Consider the following 18,414-nt stretch of genomic DNA (forward strand, 5'->3'; position numbering starts at 1 on the left):
GTGTATCCGGCAATTCCTGTGCCACAAAAAAAGCGGTGCCACGACCCGAAGTCGTGGCACCGCTACCCTTGAGGAAGGTAAACTATGCTGGCCTAAAGAAATTTCTTGCGTATCGTAACCCACGTTTGTAGAACCGAAGGGGCAGCTACCTTGACGCAATTTGTGAAGGTACGCTTATCGGTAACCGTTGTCGTTTTGCAGACAACCGGCTTGTACTGCTTCGCCTTGCGGTGAGCAGAGAACAGGTTGTGCGGATGACCCATGGCTGAAGCATTCAGGCTGGCACCAATCAACAGGAAAAAAATTACCAAAGTTTTCATACTCTTCACGGGCTTGCCCCTTGTTAAGTTCTTTACAAAGATATGGGTTTTCTATTGTACCTTGCAATACATAGTACCTTGTTTTTCTAAAATAATTCGTAAACGGTACTATTTCTTGATGAACGGTATTGACTTGCCAAACCTCCTGCAACCAATTTACTTTGAGACGTGTGTTCTCCAAAAAGGTAACGCGAAGGTAGCTGGTCTTTTCCCATCTTTCCAGTAAAAATAGGTGAACTGCTCAAAACAACCGATCAACCACCTGAAAGAAAGGACGAAATTTCGTCAGCGTCCGACAAATCAACTGATCCGTACGACGAAATTAGGGAATGACAATCCGCTTCACCGCTCCGTCATCGTTTTGGGTGACATTGACAAAGAAAACGCCCTTGGCTTTTTTGTCAACATCGATCTGGCCGGAGTAGCTTCCCGAGAAGTCTTTCACGTCTTTCTTCGCCACTTCTTTGCCATCGGCCGTTGTCACCCGGATTCGGATGTCACCCTTTGACGGGGCCGTAAAACGAACGTTCAACTGGTTGGTTTCCGGATTGTTGGGAAACACCTGCAAATTGCGGATGGTGGGAGCTTTCACATCGTCGTCGAGCGACCAGCTCCAACTGCGGAACGAGTCTTCCATGCGTTCCGCGAAATTTTCCGGCCACCGGAATTCAAACCGCTTCAGCCGGTCGACCAGCGAGTCGGAATCGAAGCGGTACCGGTTTTGCAGTTTTCCATCTTTATAATACCGGAATTCACTCGGTCCGTGGGACGAATTCGGGCTGGTGACGCGATTGGGCCGACGGGCCGTAAGATCACGTTCGCGTTGCGCCCGGTTCGTAATCCGGTCGGAATTGCGGTTTTGACGATGCTGTGAATCGCTGTTAGTGTTGCTATTGCTGCTGTCGTCAATCACAATTGTGATCTGTCCTTTGTTGTTTCCCCGTTTGGTTCGGATCGAATCGACCAGCCGGTTGACCAGCGCATCCCGCTCATCGTCTTTCATACCGTCCAGGCGGTAGGTGCGTTCCAGTTCGCGGACTTCTCCGGCATTGGTACGCTCGATAATTTTTACGTTGACGCTGTTTTTATCAGCATCCGTTTTCGGGTCGGATTGGGCCAACACCGTGGCCGAACAGCCACAGATCAGCAAAGCAGCCAGGATGGAGCGGTAGCGGATAACAGATGGAATATACATAGTACGTTATTCGTTTTTACAGTCAGAAAACACGGCAAACCTAGGTCAAATCGAATTGTTTCGCTGTTAAAGTTTGTTAAAACAACAGGGCCGGTTTCGCCGGTGGCCCGTGGGTTTCGTAATTTTAGCTGGGTTAACCAATCAATAGATGCGAGGGTAACCGAAAATGTTGCACAGGAGGAATAAAAAATGACAAAACAACGCATCCGCTGGATTGCCGTGTTGATGACGGTAGGTTTGCTGGGCCTGATTTCGCTGCAACTCTACTGGATCGACAATGCGCTGTCGTTGCAGAAAGAACAATTTGATTATAAAGTGACCGACGGGTTGCAGGAAGTGGTGCGGACATTGGAACGGAAGGAAATTCTGTATCTGGCCCGCCAGCGCATGAACCAGCAGCAGCAGCAACGGCAGCTCATCGCCATCTCCCGGCCTACAGTTGCGGCACAATCCTTGAACAACCGCGACCAACTGGCCAAAGCTGCCAGCCGGTTTTCCAAAAGAAACCGCCCGGAATCGTATGCGGTCAACCAGCCAACCGAAACCAAACCGGTGGTTTCTGAACCGGAAAGCACAAATGGCACGGTTCCGGTTAAAGTCTGGCAGCAAACGCAGGTTTCGCCATCGGACGCCTTTCAATCGGATGTTCAGAAGTTATCGGAAGTTCAGCAACGGCATTTTGAGGACCTGGTTCGGCAGCAGGATGCCTTGGGCCCCGACGAACTCTGGGATTTGCAACTGCAACAGCAACGGCATTTCAATACGCTGGTCGATCAGGTATTTGAACGCCAGTTGCGGTTGATGTATGCCCAGCCCGACAGTGTGCTGGTGGTGCAAAAACCGCTAAAAAAAGAACAGATTGTCCGCAAATTACGTCCCAAACGGAAGGTTCCGGTGCCACCGGCTCCGACCGTGGCGGCTTCCGGTTCTACAGTGGGCTTGCAGAAAGTGGAACAACAATCGGAGATGGTTAAGGGTGTGGTGCGGGATTTGCTGTTTGCCAATCGTCCCATCGAGAGCCGCATCAACCGAACCTTGCTGGATTCGCTGTTGAAAGAGTCCATTGCCGAGCGGGGTATCACCATTCCGTTTGAATATGGCGTGCGTACGAACGTGGGCATGGGACTGGCCAAACCGCAACTGCTGTTTGCGTCGCATTCGGACAACCAGATGCAAGGGAAAAAGAAGATCTACAAAGCCGTGTTGTTCCCCAACAATTTTCTGGAAAAGGGGAATTATGTCTATGTGTACTTTCCTGATCAGCAGCAGTTTATTCTGCGAAAAATGAGCGCAATTCTGGCGGGTTCGGCGGTGCTGGTGCTGGTTATTATGGCTTGTTTTTACATTGCCATCAACACCATCATGCGTCAGAAAAAACTCGCCGACATCAAAAATGATTTTATCAATAACATGACTCACGAGTTCAAAACGCCGATTTCGACCATCTCGCTGGCGGTGGAAATGGCGCAGGAACAACTCAGCCACGGGATCGAGACGTCGGAAGAACCGGCCACGCGCCTGACCCGCTACATGGGCATCATCCGCGACGAAACCCGGCGGTTGGGGACACATGTGGAGAAAGTACTGCAAATGGCCCTGCTCGACCGGGCTACGGCCGGAAAAGGAGCGGTAAAATTGAAACTTTCGTCGGTCAATATTCACGATACCATCGGCAATGTTCTGAACACGATCGGGTTACAGATCGAGCAAAAAGAAGGGGAAGTTCACCTGGATTTTGAAGCCGCTGAGGAGATTGTGGAAGCCGATGAACTCCACCTGAGCAATATTCTGTATAACCTGCTCGACAATGCCATTAAATATTCGCCCGAAAAACCGGATATTACCATTCGGACGCGGAATGTGGAAAATGGCGTGAGCATTACCGTCGCCGATCACGGCATTGGCATGACGAAAGACCAGGTCAGCCGGATTTTCGAGAAGTTTTACCGCGTTCCGACGGGGAACCTGCACGATGTCAAAGGTTTCGGGCTGGGGCTGAGTTACGTCAAGAAAATGGTTGAAGAACACCACGGTTCCATTCGGGTCGACAGCCAGTTGGGAAAAGGAAGTTCTTTTGAGTTAGTTTTGCCATACCAACACACCTAAATTCTCTGATAACCTCTGATTTCCTCTGATCAACTCTGTGTAACAATTTAAAGCTATTACACAGAGTTGATCAGGGGAAATCAGAGGTTATCAGGGGGAAATATACAATGCCTAAGCTCTTACTGGTTGAAGATGACCCGAATCTGGGAATGTTGCTGCAGGAATACCTGAGCTCGAAAGGATACGATACCGATCTGGCTATCGATGGCAATCAGGGCTGGCAGCGGTTTGTAGACAACGCCTACGATCTGTGTCTCTTTGATGTGATGCTCCCGAAAAAAGACGGTTTTTCACTGGCGAAAGAAGTCCGGATGTCGGGCCGGGATGTGCCCATTATTTTCCTGACCGCCAAGTCGATGAAGGAAGATACCATCCAGGGATTCCGGATCGGGGCCGACGACTACATGACAAAACCGTTCAGCATGGAAGAGTTGCTGCTGCGGATTCAGGCCATTCTCCGGCGGTATCACAAAACCGACGAGATGCAGCAGCCGGCCACCTACCAGATTGGCTCTTTTTCGTTCGATTTTGCCCACCAGCTCCTGACCCGCAACGGAACCGACGTCAAACTGACCAGCAAAGAATCCGCCCTGCTCAAATTGTTCGCCCAGAATAAAAACCAGCCGCTCAGCCGGAGTTTTGCCCTCAAACTCATCTGGGGTGACGATTCGTATTTCAACGCCCGCAGCATGGACGTTTACATCACCAAGCTCCGAAAATACCTGAAGGAGGATGAGTCGGTGCAGATCGTCAACCTGCACGGCGAAGGATTTAAACTCATGGCGTAAGTTTCGGTGTGTTATCTTTGCAGTCAGAAACCAATTGCGTTATGCTACGAAGACCCCGCAGAAATAGAAAATCGCCCGTTATCCGGGAACTGGTCCAGGAAAACTTTCTTTCGTTGTCCGACCTGATTTATCCCATGTTTGTGATGGAAGGCCAGGGCGTCCGCTCCGAAATTACGTCGATGCCGGGGGTTGCCCGGTTTTCGCTCGACCTGTTGCTCGAAGAAATGCAGGAATGCGTCGATCTGGGTTTGCGAACTTTTGCCCTGTTTCCCAATTTGCCCGAAAGCAAAAAAGATAAATATGCGACGGAGAGTCACAATCCCGCAGGCTTGTATCTGCAAGCCGTAAAAGCCATCAAGACCCGGTTTCCAGATATTGCCCTGATGACCGATGTCGCGATGGACCCGTACAGTTCCGATGGCCACGACGGGATTGTAGAGGAAAGCGCGAACGGTTTTGAAGTGGTGAACGACGAAACGCTGGTGGTGCTGGCCAAAATGGCGGTGGCGCAGGCCCGCGCCGGTGCCGACATCATCGGGCCATCGGACATGATGGACGGACGTATCGGTTACATCCGCGAAGCGCTTGACAAAGAGGGATTTACCAACGTGTCCATCATGGCCTATACCGCCAAATATGCCGGCGCTTTCTATGGCCCGTTTCGCGATGCGCTCGACTCCGCCCCGCGTTTTGGCGACAAGAAAACGTACCAGATGAATCCCGCCAACAGCCGCGAAGCCCTCATCGAAGCCGAACTGGACTACGCCGAAGGGGCTGATTTCCTGATGGTAAAACCGGCGATGGTGTATCTGGATATCATCAAATTATTAAGCGATAACTTCGACCTGCCGATTGCTGCCTACAACGTCAGCGGGGAATACGCGATGGTGAAAGCCGCGGCCGCCAATGGCTGGCTCGACGGTGAACGCGCCATGCTCGAAATTCTGACGGCCATGAAACGGGCGGGAGCCAAAATTATTCTCACGTATTTCGCGAAGGAAGTCGCCCAACTCCGGAAAAAGGCATGAGCACGATTTTAATACGAAATGCCCGGCTGGTAAACGAAGGTGCCATTCGCGAAACCGATGTGTATTGCAAAGACGGTTTTATCGAGCAACTTGGTTCGGGTCTGAGCCAGTCGGCGGATACCGTCATCGATGCGGACGGTAATTACCTGTTGCCGGGTGTCATCGACGATCAGGTGCATTTTCGCGAACCTGGTTTGACCCACAAAGCCACCATCCATTCCGAAGCGCGGGCCGCAGTGGCCGGGGGGGTTACGAGTTTCATGGAAATGCCCAATACGGTTCCGAATGTGTTGACGCAGGAGTTGCTGGCGCAGAAATACGAGATTGCCGCGCGGACATCGCTCGCCAATTACTCGTTTTTTATGGGCGGCTCGAACGACAACCTGGCGGAAGTTCTGAAAACCGACCCGACCACCGTCTGCGGGATCAAGATTTTCATGGGTTCCTCGACTGGCAACATGCTGGTCGATAACGTGACGGTCTTGGAAGAGGTGTTCCGGCAAAGCCCGATGCTAATTGCGACGCACTGCGAAGACGAAGCCACCATCCGCGCCAACACCGCCCGGTACAAAGAGCAGTATGGCGATGCCGCCACGGCCGAAATTCATCCGCTGGTGCGAAACGAGGAAGCCTGTCTGAAATCGTCGTCACTGGCGGTGGAACTGGCCAAAAAACACAACACCCGACTACACATCCTGCACATTTCGACCGCCGACGAACTGGCCCTGTTTGACAACACGGTTCCGCTAAAAGAAAAGCGGATTACGGCCGAAGTCTGCGTCCACCACCTGTGGTTCGATGCCGACGATTACGCGCAACTGGGCAACCTGATCAAGTGCAACCCGGCCATCAAAGCCCCCCATCACAAACCGCAACTCTGGCAGGCGTTGCTCGATAACCGGCTGGACATCATTGCCACCGACCACGCCCCCCACACCTGGGACGAAAAACAGCAACCCTACTGGCAGGCACCCTCCGGTTTGCCGCTGGTGCAGCACCCCTTGCTGATCATGCTGGAAGCCGTTCAGCAGGGAAAACTGTCGCTGGAAAAAGTGGTGGAGAAAATGTGCCACGCACCCGCCGATTGTTTTCAGATCGACCGGCGCGGGTATGTTCGGGAAGGCTACTGGGCCGATCTGGTGCTGGTGGACCCGAAACTAAAAACGGAAGTGACCAAAGAGAACATCCAGTACCAGTGTGGTTGGTCGCCCTTGGAAGGAACGACGTTCGGGACGGCCGTCACCCATACGATTGTCTCGGGGCATCTGGCCTATGCTCATGGATTGTTTAACGATACGGTAATGGGGAAACGGTTGCATTTTGTCCGGTAATAAAAAAGGCCGACTTTCCGGCCGGCCTTTTTTTACTATGTATTTCGCCTGTTTACGCTAACCTTCGTCGGTAAAAACATCGGTTGAGAATAGACAGGTATAGATTACTAAACTTCTCGTAACACCACGATTTTAACTGTTTTACCTCCTCGGGGATGAGGAGACCGATCGCTTTTTTTAATTCCTTCTCAAACAATTTCTTGTCAAAGCTAACTTTTTGAAGGATAGTCTTAATGTACTCCAGCATTGTTGCCATACCACATACTACGGTTTTTTGGTTAGAGTTTTGAGGAGCTACTCCACATTCAAAAGATGGTCAACTGAATCGGAAATGATCCGTCGGCATCTCTAAAATTGTAACGCATTCTACGTATTTTTGTTGCTCAAATTTAGAGATGAAATTTTTAAAATTCCAATTTTTAGTTGCATTATTTTTTTACGGCCTGCTGAGCATGAAAGCGTTAGCCCAGGAGCCGTCGATTTCCATTGATTTAGGTGAAACGGACATTTCGATCGAACGGCCCTTTACCATTTCAGTTGTCATCAAAAACAGTGATTCCAGGCCTGTCGTTAACTTTCCTCCCATAAAAGGCTTCATTAAAAAAGGAACGGTTACCAGTGTTTCACCCGCCGAAATGAATGGGAAAACCGTTGTTTCACAAGTGATTACCCAATCATATGCCGCTATACGTCCCGGCCAGTTCCGCTTGCCTCCGTTTGAACTAATCGTGGGCGAAACGACGATCCAATCCGAAGAGGTCATTATTACCGTTAAACCGCAACCCACTCCCGGCGATACCGTCAGGGCGGTGGCTGCTCCTCCGGAGACCATCGCCAAAAATGACGTTTTTCTCTCGCTGAGTACCTCAAAAAGCTCAGTTTATACCGGTGAGGGATTTTCGCTAAAATTGTCTTTTTTTGTGGCCGAATCCTATCCATTCGAATTAACGTTTTATGAACTTGATCAGCAGTTACAACAACTTCTGAAAACAGTGCGCCCGGCCAATTGCTGGGAAGAAAATGAAGGAATTACCGACCTGTCGCGGCATACGGTTTTCTTCAACGGCAAACGTTACGCCGAATACCGCATCTATCAGGCTACCTTTTTTCCGCTCAACAAGCAATCCATTCAGATTCCGTCGGTTCGGTTAAATTTGTTGCAATACCGTCCGGCGGCTAAACCAGGGGTCGAGCGCAGGAAAGAGGTTGTCGCCTACACGACTCGCCCCCTTTCGGTGAGTGTTATGCCCCTGCCGCCCCACCCGCTCCGCGATCAGGTGGCTGTCGGACAATACCGGCTGATTGAAACGAGCCTGCGGAAAAACCCCGCCGTTGGGCAGAGCGTCCAGTATAATTTCCGAATTACAGGCGAAGGAAATATCGCATCCCTGCCCGCTCCGGTGGTGCCTGACTCTACGGCGTTCGATATTTTTCCACCCGGTGAAAAGACCGTCATCAACCGGAGTGGTGGTGTCGTTTCGGGCTACAAAACGTTTTCCTATGCCCTCATTCCCCGCCAGAACGGCAATTTCCCGCTGGCGTCGTTTTTTCAGTGGATTTATTTTGACTTAAAACGACAGCGGTATGACACCCTGCAATCGGCCATTACGTTACGGGTTGGCGGAACGGCCTTGCCCGAAGGGGATACCGTTCGGGTGAGTTTGCCGGGTTCGATTTATACCGGAATTGAGCAAACAGACAGCTCGCAACAGCCGGTTAATCTCCAGGAAATGCTTCGATTGCTGGTAAATATCCTGCTGGTCGGCATGATTGTGGGAATGATGTATTTATTTTGGAGAAAATAGGCGTAGACAAGAGAAATGAGACAAGAGAATAAAGAAAGGTCAGCAACGGTTTTTTAATCTCACGTCTCTTGTCTATCCTCTCACATCTAGAAAGAAATGAGCAGTACATACGGAACGATTTTTAAAATAGCCACATTTGGCGAATCGCACGGCGCAGCGATCGGGGTCATTATCGACGGTTGCCCAGCCGGGTTGGAAGTAGATACGGCTTTCATTCAGTCGGAGCTGGATCGCCGGAAACCGGGCCAGTCGCGCATTACGACGCAACGGCGCGAAAAGGACGAATTTCAGGTGCTTTCCGGCATCTTTGAAGGCAAGACCGAAGGAACGCCCATCAGTCTCGTCATCTGGAACGAAGACCAGCGCAGTAAAGATTATTCGCACATCTCCCAGCAGTTCCGTCCTTCGCACGCTGATTATACGTACCAAGAAAAGTACGGTGTGCGCGATTACCGGGGCGGTGGGCGCAGTTCCGCCCGCGAAACAGCCGCCCGCGTGGCTGCCGGGGCCCTGGCCAAATTGCTGTTGAAACAGCAGGGTGTCAGCATTCAGGCATATGTGTCGCAGGTCGGGAAACTGAAGCTCGAAACGCCGTATCAGCAACTCGAACTGGCAAAAGCCGAGGAGAATGCGGTGCGGTGCCCGGACCCGGAACTGGCGCAGCAAATGTTTGATTACATCGACGAAACCCGCAAGCAGGGCGATTCCATCGGAGGCATCGTGTCGTGCGTCATCACGGGCGCTCCGGTGGGCTGGGGTGAGCCGGTTTTTGATAAACTGCACGCCGAACTGGGCAAAGCGATGTTGAGCATCAATGCCGTAAAAGGCTTCGAATACGGCAGCGGTTTTGCCGGCGTCGAATTGCATGGCTCGGAACACAACGATGAATTCTACATCGAACCGGGCGACGAAACCGGTCGCGTTCGGACCAAAACGAACCATTCCGGCGGGATTCAGGGTGGGATTTCCAACGGCGAGGATATTTATTTTCGGGTCGCGTTCAAACCCGTAGCCACCATCATGCAGGACCAGGACAGCGTGGATGTCAACGGCGATCCGGTGGTGGTTTCGGGCAAAGGACGGCACGACCCGTGTGTGGTTCCGCGCGCCGTTCCGATTGTAGAAGCCATGGCCGCGCTGGTGCTGGCCGATTTTTATTTGCGGAACAAAGGCGCGAAAGTGTGAAGTTGTCTAATTTGGGTCGCTGTGCGGTATTCTTTATCCTTTTTACATTAACCAGTTGGGCAACCATCGCCCAATCTCTCCAGCGGTACACGTTCGACCGGGGGCTGTTCGGAACCGAATTTCGGCAGATTTTCTACGCGCCAAACGACAGCGTTGCGCAGCAGGTTCGCCGGGTGGTCGATGCCCGGATGGATTCGCTCAATGTGGTCATGAGTGATTACCTGGATGGCAGCGAAATCAACCGGCTGTCGGCCACGGCGGGTTCGGGTCAGTGGGTGGCGGTTTCCCCGGATTTGTTCGATATCCTCAGCCGGGCAGTTGCCATTGCCAAAGCCTCCGACGGATTGTTCGATCCCACCGTTGGGCCGCTGTCGCAGCTCTGGCGTCGGGCCGTTCGACGCAAAATCTTTCCCACAAAACCCGAACTCCGAAAGGCCCACCAACAGGTCGATTACCGGTTGATCGAATTGAAAAAACCGGGTTTTGTACGGTTGAAAAAACCGGGTATGCGGCTGGATGTGGGTGGGATTGGACAAGGTTATGCCAATGACGAAGGGCTGAAAGTGCTTCAGCAGTTGGGCATCAAATCGGCTTTGCTGGATATTGGGGGCGATATTCTGGTAAGTGAACCACCACCGGGCGAACGCGGCTGGCGGATTCTGATCGGGACTGCTGCCGACACGACGACCTTGCTTCTCCGCCATGTAGGCATCACGACTTCAGGTGCCACACACCGGTATCTCGAACACAACGGCAAGCGGTATTCGCATCTGCTGAATCCGCGGACGGGTATCGGCCTGCTTCACCACGCCCAGACGACGGTTTTAGCCCCCGACGGCACACAGGCCGATGCGCTCACCAAAGTCTTCAGTGTGGCAGGAATTCGGAAAAGTAAGCGGCTGATAAAGCGGTTTCCGGGCGTAACCGTCTGGATGACGGAAGAACGAAAAGGAAAGTTAAAAAAATGGAGTTCGGTTACTTCGAGGTCGCCATCACCATTTTGATGTTCAGCTTGGCACCGGTTTGCAGCACATCGACCAGATCCTGAACGGCCAGCGTTTTATCAACCCGCACCACAATCGTTGGTTCTGCAACATCCTTCAAGACCGATTTCAGCTCCATCTCCAGGTTTTCGGGAGCAATCGGCGTTTTATCGATGAAATACTGCTTCTGACCATCGACCGACAACGTCACCTGTTTTTTGCTCAATTGCTGCGAAGAGGCCGCTTTAGGAAGCAACAGCTTGATTACATTGGGGTTCGCTACCGTCGAAATGATCAAAAAGAACAACAGCAGGAAAAACATGATGTCGTTCAGGGAGGAGGTAGCCACCTCGGCGGCAAACTTATGTTTTCTTCGGAATTTCATGGAAGAAGATTCTAGAGAAAAGACAAGAGAAGAAAGACAGATAAATAGCGGTATGCGCAGTCTTTAATCTCTTGTCTGTCGTCTCTGGTCTAAATAAAATTTATCGTACCCGCGCGGCTTCAGTCGGTTTTTGCAACACTTCCATAAATTCGAACGAGTTGATTTCCAGCTTCAGCGTGAATTTTTCAATGAACATGTTCAGCAGGTGGTAGCCGGTGTAGGCTATGACCCCAACGATCAAACCGGCACCGGAGGTGATCATTTTTTCGTACAGACCACCGGCGATGATACCGACACTGATGTTGTCAGACAGCGAAATATCGTAGAAAATCCGGATGATCCCCGAAATGGTTCCGATGAAACCCAGCATCGGCGCAATACCGGCAATAATTCCCAAGTACCCCAGATTCTTTTCCAGCCGCGACAACTCGATTTGTCCGACGGTTTCCAGTGTTCCTTCAATTTCCCGGATCGGCGAACCGATGCGGCCAACGGCTTTTTCAAAAATCCGCCCGATGGAATTCCGCTGGTTTTTGCAGAATGATTCGGCCGATTTGATGTTGCCCTGCAAAACCATGTCTTTCACGTTGTCGATAAAATTATCGTCGACCTTCGTGTTGCTGCGAATGAACAGCCAGCGTTCGATAATCATGTACAAGGCGAAAAAAAACAGGAGAGAGATCGGAATCATGACCCAACCACCTTTGGCGACCAGATCGAACAACTGCATGCTTTGGGCCGGGGCTACTGCCGTGGAATCGACGGCCGGAGCACCAGCCGTTGGAACTTGTAATAGAATCATGTGCTATGAATCAGATAAATCGGTTTTACTGGTTGGAATGGAACCGGAGCCGGGCAAACGTCTTCGTTCTCAACGTCCTCCCCGCCGGATTTATTGTTAACGACGGTTGTTCAAATATAACGAAACAATAAGCAGAATAGTCAGAAAAGTTACTGACTAGACCTTAATCAAAATCTTGCCGTGTCGGCCAGCCTGTTCGCTGTGTTCAACGGCTTTTTTGATTTCCGAAAGCGGATACGTCGCTTCAACCGGCAACTGAATCTGACCACCAACGAGCAGCGTAATCACGTTGCGGGCCACGGTCTGCCGTGTCTGGCTGTCGACCCGGCGCATCCAGTCGGTGAGCCAGAAGCCTTTGATGGTCAGCTCCCGGAAAATCATCAAGCCCACATTGAAAGACGGATTTTGCATGCTCAGCACGCCGTAGAGGATCATGGTGCCCCCTTTCGCCAGACATTTCAGCGCGTCGGATGCCGTGTTGCCACCTACGGCTTCCAGCACGCAGGTCACGCCCTTGCCTTCCGTGAGGGCTTTCACCCGGCTGGTCAGTTTTTCTTTTTCCGTATTGACGATGGCCGTGATGCCCAGGGCTTTCAGCTCGTCGTCAAGTTCATTGTGCCGAACCGTACCGATGGTTTGAATGCCTTTGAGTTTACACAATTGAATCACGAGCTTGCTAAACGACGATCCGGCGGCTGTCAGGAGCACCCACTGCCCCGGTTGAAGACCCGACTCTTCGAGCATGGCGTAGGCCGAAAACGGATTGACAAACAACTGGGCGGCCACCTCATCCGAGAGCGCGTCCGGCACCGGAATCAAACTGCGCTGATTGGCCAGCACGTACGTTGACCAGGCCCCGATGGCCGTGAAACTCACCCGAATCCCGGTGCGCATCGAAACGCCCTCCCCCAGCGCATCGACAATGCCAACGCCTTCGAAACCCGCGCCCGAGGGCAATTCGGGCTGAATACCGTACAGATTCTGTACGAACATCAGATCCGAGGGGTTGATCGGGCTGGCGATGACTTTGATCCTGACTTCACCGGGACCGGGTTCGGGCAGGAAGGTATCGATAACCTGAAGCGTGTCGGCAGGTTTTCCGATGGTTGCGAAGTTGACCGTCTGCATGGATACGACAAAAGCAATGGCGTGCGAAATATCACTTATTCGACAAAAGTACAATGCATTCGGTAGTTACTGACTGGAGAATAGGTCAGAATGAACAAACTTTCTATTTTTGCGGCACAATACCACCCGGTTCCCACCGGCAACTAACCAACCGAAACCGATCTTATGAGTGAATTCTGGGCTTATCTCCAATTGGGCTTTGCGCACATTACCGATCCGGGTGGTTACGACCACATTTTGTTTGTCGTGGCTTTGTGTGCGATTTACAGCCTGAACCAGTGGAAACAAGCCCTGATTCTCGTGACGGCTTTTACCGTTGGCCATTCCCTCACGCTGGCACTGGCTACCCTGCAACTCATCAACTACAGCACGGAGTTGATCGAACTGCTGATTCCGGTGACAATCCTGATTACGGCCATCAGTAACTTTTTCTTCAAAGTCCCCAAAAGCCGGTTTAACGAACAGCCCAAACAACCCCGGGGGCGTTATGTGCTGGCGCTGCTGTTCGGGCTGATTCACGGCATGGGTTTTTCCAATTACCTCAGAAGTTTGCTGGGGCAGCAGTCCAGCATCGTAAAACCCTTGTTTGCGTTTAATCTCGGGCTGGAATTTGGCCAGATTTTTATTGTATTTGGCGTGTTGACCATTGCCTTTATCCTGATCGAAATCCTCAAAGTCCGCCGGCACGACTGGAATCTGATTGTTTCCGGCACCGTCGCCGGGATGGCACTCTCCCTGATCATCAACAACCCGTATTTTTCCTGACGGCACTGCGACCGTCAACTCAGCCAGATGTTGGTTTCCAAGCCTTTTTACACGAACAGGAACTAGGAAAATAACAGGGATAAATAGAAACTTTGTCAGCATTGCGGTTCCCGGCAACCGTTCAATAGATATTGTTTGGCGGTTTTTAGTAACTTCATAGCCATATTCATCTACAAATTATATTCTGATACCTAACTATGAAGTTGAGATTCTCCCTGTTGGTTGCGGGATTGACTGCAATAGTATTTGGTGCGGGGGCCCAGGCACCACCTTCGCCCACTTACAAGGCCAACGATCGTTTTGAACAAATGGGCTCGATGTTACCCACGCCCAATACCTTCCGCACGGCTTCAGGCTCACCGGGCCGTGATTTCTTCCAGAACCGTGCCGACTACGATATCAAAGTTGAACTCGATGATGCCAATCAGAAGATCATCGGATCGGAAGTGGTGACGTATTTCAACCACTCGCCCGACGAACTGAAATACATCTGGCTGCAACTGGAGCAGAATCTATTCGAAAAAGGCTCGATCGGCGGCATTTCCCGGACGGGCAGTGTGAACGAAACGGGTATGTCGGCCGCTTCGCTGGGTGCGCTGACCGCAACGGCGGGCCGGGGCCGCGGACCAACCGCCGACCGGGATTTTGGCTATAAAATTACCGCCGTGAAAGACAAAGCCGGTAAGCCCCTGAAATACACCATCAACCAGACGATGATGCGGATCGACTTGCCAGCTCCGCTGAAACCGGGTCAGAATTTCGTGTTTGCCGTCGACTGGAATTACCTCATTACCGAATATTACGGCCGGAGCGGGTACGAATATTTTCCGAAAGACGGCAATTATAATTACTTCATCGCCCACTGGTTTCCGCGCCTGGCAGCTTACGACGATGTCAACGGCTGGCAACACAAGCAGTTTCTGGGTCAGGGCGAGTTCACGCTGATTTTTGGCAATTACAAAGTGGCCATCACCGTTCCGAACGACCACGTTGTGGCAGCTTCGGGTGAGTGCCAGAACTACAAACAGGTGCTGACGCCCACGCAAAGCCAGCGGCTGCAAAAAGCATCGACCTCCAAAACACCCGTTGTGATTGTGACGCAGGCCGAAGCCGTAGCCGCTGAAAAGGCGAAACCGACCGGCAAGAAAACCTGGATTTACAAAGCCGACAACGTCCGGGATTTTGCCTTTGCCTCGTCACGCAAATTCATCTGGGATGCCATGCAAACCGACGTCTACGGCGATGGGAAAAAGATCTGGAGCATGTCGTTTTACCCCAAGGAAGGCAATCCGCTCTGGGAGCAGTATTCGACGCGGGCCGTGGAGCATACCTTGAAATCATACGGAAACCGCACCTTCAAATACCCGTATCCGGTCGCCATTTCGTGCCACGGAACTGCCGGAGGTGGCATGGAATACCCGATGATCAGCTTCAACGGCGGTCGGCCCGAACCCGATGGAACGTATTCCGAAGCAGTAAAAGCCGGGATGATCGGGGTGATTATTCATGAAGTGGGTCACAACTTTTTCCCGATGATCGTCAACTCCGACGAACGGCAGTGGGCGTGGATGGACGAAGGGTTAAACACGTTCTGTCAGTATCTGGCCGAAAAAGAATGGGATTACAAATTTCCGACCCGGCGCGGTGAACCCCAGCAGATTGTCGATTATATGAAATCCGACAAATCGGTGCTGTCGCCCATCATGACCTCGTCAGAAAACGTGATCAGTCTGGGGCCTAATGCCTACGCCAAACCGGCTACGGCCCTGAACATTCTGCGCGAAACCGTTATGGGCCGCGAACTGTTCGACTACGCCTTCAAGGAATATGCCAACCGCTGGGCCTTCAAAAACCCCACCCCGGCCGATTTCTTCCGCACCATGGAAGACGCTTCCGGCGTCGATCTGGACTGGTTCTGGAAAGGCTGGTTCTACGGCGTCGAACCCGTCGATCAGGATCTGGTCGAAGTCGACTGGTTTACGCTCAACACCCAGAATCCAGAGATCGAAAAAGCTCTGGCCCGCACCGAAGCCGAAGCGAAAGCCAAAACCATGAGCAAGATTCGCGACGCGGCTACGAAAGACCAGACCGTCGTAGCCAAAGACTCGACGATGCGCGATTTTTACAACAGCTACGACCCGTTTGCGGTGACGGATGCCGACAAAAAGAGATACCAGGATTACCTGGCGTCGCTCAACGATGAAGAACGCAAAACACTCGAATCGAAGAACAACTTTTATACGCTAACGCTGAAAAACAAGGGCGGTTTGCCGATGCCGGTGATCATTCGGATGCAGTTCGAGGACGGCACGGATTCGGTGGCACGGTTTCCGGCGGAGATCTGGCGGTTCAACGATGCGCAGATCAACAAGGTGATTGCAACCAGCAAGAAAGTGACGCAGTGGACGCTCGATCCGTTCCAGGAAATCGCCGACATCGATGGCGAGAATAACTCATTTCCGAGGGTTTCGAAGCCGACGCGTTTCCAGCTTTACAAGCAGCAACGGAGTCCATTCGCGCCACAGGGCCCGAATCCGATGCAGCAACAGCAGCAGACGACGCAACCACCAGCGCGGCAGGGAGGAGCGAATAAGAATTAAAAACAATCATGAACAATGAATTTGCTCCAAAGTAATTTGGGGATAAATCGAGATTCTTTCGGGGCGATTCATTGTTCATTATTCATTATTCATTAAGTTTGCACCCGATTCGGGATGTAGCACAGCCAGGTAGTGTACTTGCATGGGGTGCAAGGGGTCGTGGGTTCGAATCCCGCCATCCCGACTGTTGGGCCAAAAGGCAGTTAGAGCAATCTAACTGCCTTTTTTTTGGGTTGACAATACGGTTTTCGGCCTTTTCTTAGCTACACCCAGACGAGATGCTCATTTGTCAATTCCGTTTCACCCCGCCATTGATAGGCGGCCAACACGCCCCCTTTGGCGATGCTGAAATCGACACAGGCCGCCCTCGGCGAATCCAGACAGGGCAATCCCTGAAGCCAGTAGTGTCCGAAGAATAGTGGTTTACTCATCTCATCTAATGTCACTCCGGTCTGATAGAGCATGTAATCAACGGGCAGCGAAGCAATGGCAGCCGGAGCATCAAAAAAGTAATCGGCATACGTCGTCGTCTCGGAATGGTTCGTCCACCACCGGATGCGGCTGTCCTGACGAATGATGCCGTCTTTGTCCCGAAAAGTTTGATTATGTGGTAAACGGGCTTCTTTCCCTTTTAATGTTTCTTCAACCGCTTTCCAGAAAGGGGTATTTTTGATGGCTGCTTTTTGCACCAGGCTGGGGGTAAGTCTACCATTCGGCAGCAACTGGTCTAATAACGCTATATGGCTGTCATCCCAACTGGCATGAGCGACCCGGATTGCCGGTAAATTTAAATAAAGGGGAATGGTCAGAAACCAGGAAACATAGTCCTGCCATTCATCAGCAGCATCTTTAAACTGGTAAAGGGTTTGATAGTGCTGATGAATATTTTTAATAATATGTGGCCTTATATGCCCTCCCATTGGATTTTCAAGGTGGAAAGCAATGGCGTTATACTCGTGATTGCCCATAACCGCCAGCGCATGGCTCCCGTCAATCATAGCCCGAACCAGTGACAGGGTTTCCCGGACTTGAGGTCCACGATCAATCCAGTCGCCCACAAAAATTACTTTTCGCGAAGGATGTGAATAAACCCCCTGCTTTTGCTGATAGCCTATTTGCTCAAGCAGTTGGTGCAGCTTATCGGCGTAGCCGTGTACATCACCGACAATGTCATACATACTTTCTTCTAGTATATGGTTGCTTCTAAATGAATATACCGACCGACCGGGCAATAAGGTTCCGTCTCATTTGCTTTTCTACACCCGTCAGGTTTTCAAAACCTGACGGGTATGGTATGGAGAAGCTGAATCAAGTGGAAAATAAATCGTTAAACCTGCCGCATCAAGTGGTTTGAACCTGTTTGGACGTGTTTCGTTTCAGGAATAATGCACAGAGCAGAGAGACGACCAAACCAACCGGAATCACTTCTGAATAGGTCAGTAAAATAACCATAACCGGGTTTTTATACATATCCTTATAGGATTGCATTTCGTCAGCCTGCTTCGCTAATTCCGCCGATGTGGCACCTTCAATCCGGGCTTCTTTTAAAACATGAGCGGTGTAGCGATCCATGAAATCCGGCATGAAAACATAGTAGTCAATTAGCCACACCACAACATAGATTGTCGAGGCAATCAGAGTAATATATAAGCCAATTTTAAAGCCTTTTCCAAACGAAATAACACCACCATTATACTGATCCCGAAAGTTTTTAACACCAACAAAAATAAGGGAAAATGCCAGGAGCATAGAGGCATACCCCAATACCATGTTGCTTTCAAAAGCCTCTGTGTGGTAGCATACGGCTGTGGTCGTTACCATCATGGCGGTAATGATCAAACCGGCGATTAATCCGCAGACCAGAATGATTTTTTTCATAGCGATTACGTTCAGTGTTGTCCGGTGCAAAATTGGACAAGTCTACCCGTTCAAGGCTCATCCTTTCGGGTGATTTTCTGGAAAAAGCAACGAAATTCATACGAAAGGAGGAGGT

General features: G+C 51.2%; 17 protein-coding genes and 1 tRNA gene. 10 read left to right on the forward strand and 8 right to left on the reverse strand.

Going from position 1 to position 18,414, the window contains the following annotated elements; translation table 11 throughout:
* Nucleotides 1–174: 174 nt before the first annotated feature.
* The gene (locus ACS5NO_RS30900; protein WP_439418692.1) at nt 175–501 is read right to left on the reverse strand and encodes a hypothetical protein; all 327 of its coding nucleotides are present in this window, start codon (nt 499–501) and stop codon (nt 175–177) included.
* 141 nt (nt 502–642) lie between these two features.
* On the reverse strand, nt 643–1,515 hold the full coding sequence (locus ACS5NO_RS30905; RefSeq protein WP_439418693.1) for a T9SS type A sorting domain-containing protein: 873 nt from the start codon (nt 1,513–1,515) through the stop codon (nt 643–645).
* Nucleotides 1,516–1,704: 189 nt separating this feature from the next.
* On the opposite strand from ACS5NO_RS30905, the gene ACS5NO_RS30910 reads away from it, so the two are divergent.
* The 4 genes from ACS5NO_RS30910 to ACS5NO_RS30925 all read left to right on the forward strand — a co-directional run bounded on the left by ACS5NO_RS30910 (nt 1,705) and on the right by ACS5NO_RS30925 (nt 6,768).
* Nucleotides 1,705–3,621, forward strand: a complete 1,917-nt coding sequence (locus ACS5NO_RS30910; RefSeq protein ID WP_439418694.1) for a sensor histidine kinase — start codon at nt 1,705–1,707, stop codon at nt 3,619–3,621.
* A gap of 107 nt (nt 3,622–3,728) precedes the next feature.
* A complete protein-coding gene (locus ACS5NO_RS30915) occupies nt 3,729–4,409 on the forward strand; it encodes a response regulator transcription factor (protein ID WP_138995060.1) in 681 nt (226 codons plus the stop codon).
* 41 nt (nt 4,410–4,450) lie between these two features.
* Nucleotides 4,451–5,437, forward strand: a complete 987-nt coding sequence (hemB, locus tag ACS5NO_RS30920) for a porphobilinogen synthase (protein WP_439418695.1) — start codon at nt 4,451–4,453, stop codon at nt 5,435–5,437.
* Entirely contained in the window at nt 5,434–6,768 is a 1,335-nt protein-coding gene (locus tag ACS5NO_RS30925; protein ID WP_439418696.1) for a dihydroorotase, read from the forward strand. The genes hemB and ACS5NO_RS30925 overlap by 4 nt, the downstream gene beginning before the upstream one ends.
* 52 nt (nt 6,769–6,820) lie before the next feature.
* Here the strand turns inward: ACS5NO_RS30925 and ACS5NO_RS30930 are convergent, their stop codons facing one another.
* A complete protein-coding gene (locus tag ACS5NO_RS30930) occupies nt 6,821–7,024 on the reverse strand; it encodes a hypothetical protein (protein WP_114404339.1) in 204 nt (67 codons plus the stop codon).
* A gap of 196 nt (nt 7,025–7,220) precedes the next feature.
* Between ACS5NO_RS30930 and ACS5NO_RS30935 the strand changes: the two genes are divergently transcribed.
* The 3 genes from ACS5NO_RS30935 to ACS5NO_RS30945 all read left to right on the forward strand — a co-directional run bounded on the left by ACS5NO_RS30935 (nt 7,221) and on the right by ACS5NO_RS30945 (nt 10,762).
* On the forward strand, nt 7,221–8,573 hold the full coding sequence (locus ACS5NO_RS30935) for a BatD family protein (RefSeq protein ID WP_439418697.1): 1,353 nt from the start codon (nt 7,221–7,223) through the stop codon (nt 8,571–8,573).
* A 96-nt stretch (nt 8,574–8,669) separates the two neighbouring features.
* Nucleotides 8,670–9,758 (forward strand): chorismate synthase, encoded by a 1,089-nt coding sequence (gene aroC / locus ACS5NO_RS30940; RefSeq protein ID WP_439418698.1) that lies wholly within the window; start codon nt 8,670–8,672, stop codon nt 9,756–9,758.
* The gene (locus ACS5NO_RS30945; RefSeq protein WP_439418699.1) at nt 9,755–10,762 is read left to right on the forward strand and encodes an FAD:protein FMN transferase; all 1,008 of its coding nucleotides are present in this window, start codon (nt 9,755–9,757) and stop codon (nt 10,760–10,762) included. Before aroC ends, ACS5NO_RS30945 begins: the two co-directional genes overlap by 4 nt.
* On the opposite strand, the gene ACS5NO_RS30950 is transcribed toward ACS5NO_RS30945, so the two are convergent.
* From ACS5NO_RS30950 to ACS5NO_RS30960, 3 genes are all read right to left on the reverse strand, one after another.
* Complete coding sequence (locus ACS5NO_RS30950) at nt 10,734–11,126, reverse strand: ExbD/TolR family protein (RefSeq protein ID WP_114404336.1); 393 nt, start codon at nt 11,124–11,126, stop codon at nt 10,734–10,736. The genes ACS5NO_RS30945 and ACS5NO_RS30950 overlap by 29 nt on opposite strands.
* A gap of 100 nt (nt 11,127–11,226) precedes the next feature.
* Nucleotides 11,227–11,928 (reverse strand): MotA/TolQ/ExbB proton channel family protein, encoded by a 702-nt coding sequence (locus ACS5NO_RS30955; RefSeq protein WP_114404335.1) that lies wholly within the window; start codon nt 11,926–11,928, stop codon nt 11,227–11,229.
* A 156-nt stretch (nt 11,929–12,084) separates the two neighbouring features.
* Nucleotides 12,085–13,056, reverse strand: coding sequence for a zinc-dependent alcohol dehydrogenase family protein (locus ACS5NO_RS30960; protein WP_439418700.1), 972 nt, complete (start codon nt 13,054–13,056; stop codon nt 12,085–12,087).
* Nucleotides 13,057–13,221: 165 nt separating this feature from the next.
* On the opposite strand from ACS5NO_RS30960, the gene ACS5NO_RS30965 reads away from it, so the two are divergent.
* The 3 genes from ACS5NO_RS30965 to ACS5NO_RS30975 all read left to right on the forward strand — a co-directional run bounded on the left by ACS5NO_RS30965 (nt 13,222) and on the right by ACS5NO_RS30975 (nt 16,605).
* Entirely contained in the window at nt 13,222–13,821 is a 600-nt protein-coding gene (locus tag ACS5NO_RS30965) for a HupE/UreJ family protein (protein WP_439418701.1), read from the forward strand.
* A gap of 197 nt (nt 13,822–14,018) precedes the next feature.
* Complete coding sequence (locus tag ACS5NO_RS30970; protein WP_439418702.1) at nt 14,019–16,421, forward strand: M1 family metallopeptidase; 2,403 nt, start codon at nt 14,019–14,021, stop codon at nt 16,419–16,421.
* A gap of 110 nt (nt 16,422–16,531) precedes the next feature.
* Nucleotides 16,532–16,605: transfer RNA gene (locus ACS5NO_RS30975), tRNA-Pro, on the forward strand.
* Nucleotides 16,606–16,684: 79 nt separating this feature from the next.
* Here the strand turns inward: ACS5NO_RS30975 and ACS5NO_RS30980 are convergent.
* A complete protein-coding gene (locus ACS5NO_RS30980; RefSeq protein ID WP_439418703.1) occupies nt 16,685–17,599 on the reverse strand; it encodes a metallophosphoesterase in 915 nt (304 codons plus the stop codon).
* Nucleotides 17,600–17,762: 163 nt separating this feature from the next.
* The gene (locus ACS5NO_RS30985; RefSeq protein WP_439418704.1) at nt 17,763–18,299 is read right to left on the reverse strand and encodes a DUF4199 domain-containing protein; all 537 of its coding nucleotides are present in this window, start codon (nt 18,297–18,299) and stop codon (nt 17,763–17,765) included.
* Nucleotides 18,300–18,414 lie beyond the last annotated feature (115 nt).

It is taken from the genome of Larkinella fluvii, assembly GCF_051857545.1.
Classification (GTDB): domain Bacteria; phylum Bacteroidota; class Bacteroidia; order Cytophagales; family Spirosomataceae; genus Larkinella.

What these genes read in the sequence shown, in the direction of transcription:
- ACS5NO_RS30955 (WP_114404335.1), bottom strand. Translation starts at nt 11,928, where the DNA reads ATGATTCTATTACAAGTTCCAACGGCTGGTGCTCCGGCCGTCGATTCC.
- ACS5NO_RS30960 (WP_439418700.1), bottom strand. Translation starts at nt 13,056, where the DNA reads ATGCAGACGGTCAACTTCGCAACCATCGGAAAACCTGCCGACACGCTT.
- ACS5NO_RS30935 (WP_439418697.1), top strand. Translation starts at nt 7,221, where the DNA reads ATGAAAGCGTTAGCCCAGGAGCCGTCGATTTCCATTGATTTAGGTGAA.
- ACS5NO_RS30915 (WP_138995060.1), top strand. Translation starts at nt 3,729, where the DNA reads ATGCCTAAGCTCTTACTGGTTGAAGATGACCCGAATCTGGGAATGTTG.
- ACS5NO_RS30925 (WP_439418696.1), top strand. Translation starts at nt 5,434, where the DNA reads ATGAGCACGATTTTAATACGAAATGCCCGGCTGGTAAACGAAGGTGCC.
- ACS5NO_RS30985 (WP_439418704.1), bottom strand. Translation starts at nt 18,299, where the DNA reads ATGAAAAAAATCATTCTGGTCTGCGGATTAATCGCCGGTTTGATCATT.
- ACS5NO_RS30950 (WP_114404336.1), bottom strand. Translation starts at nt 11,126, where the DNA reads ATGAAATTCCGAAGAAAACATAAGTTTGCCGCCGAGGTGGCTACCTCC.
- ACS5NO_RS30930 (WP_114404339.1), bottom strand. Translation starts at nt 7,024, where the DNA reads ATGGCAACAATGCTGGAGTACATTAAGACTATCCTTCAAAAAGTTAGC.
- ACS5NO_RS30980 (WP_439418703.1), bottom strand. Translation starts at nt 17,599, where the DNA reads ATGTATGACATTGTCGGTGATGTACACGGCTACGCCGATAAGCTGCAC.
- ACS5NO_RS30910 (WP_439418694.1), top strand. Translation starts at nt 1,705, where the DNA reads ATGACAAAACAACGCATCCGCTGGATTGCCGTGTTGATGACGGTAGGT.
- hemB (WP_439418695.1), top strand. Translation starts at nt 4,451, where the DNA reads ATGCTACGAAGACCCCGCAGAAATAGAAAATCGCCCGTTATCCGGGAA.
- ACS5NO_RS30965 (WP_439418701.1), top strand. Translation starts at nt 13,222, where the DNA reads ATGAGTGAATTCTGGGCTTATCTCCAATTGGGCTTTGCGCACATTACC.
- ACS5NO_RS30970 (WP_439418702.1), top strand. Translation starts at nt 14,019, where the DNA reads ATGAAGTTGAGATTCTCCCTGTTGGTTGCGGGATTGACTGCAATAGTA.
- ACS5NO_RS30905 (WP_439418693.1), bottom strand. Translation starts at nt 1,515, where the DNA reads ATGTATATTCCATCTGTTATCCGCTACCGCTCCATCCTGGCTGCTTTG.
- aroC (WP_439418698.1), top strand. Translation starts at nt 8,670, where the DNA reads ATGAGCAGTACATACGGAACGATTTTTAAAATAGCCACATTTGGCGAA.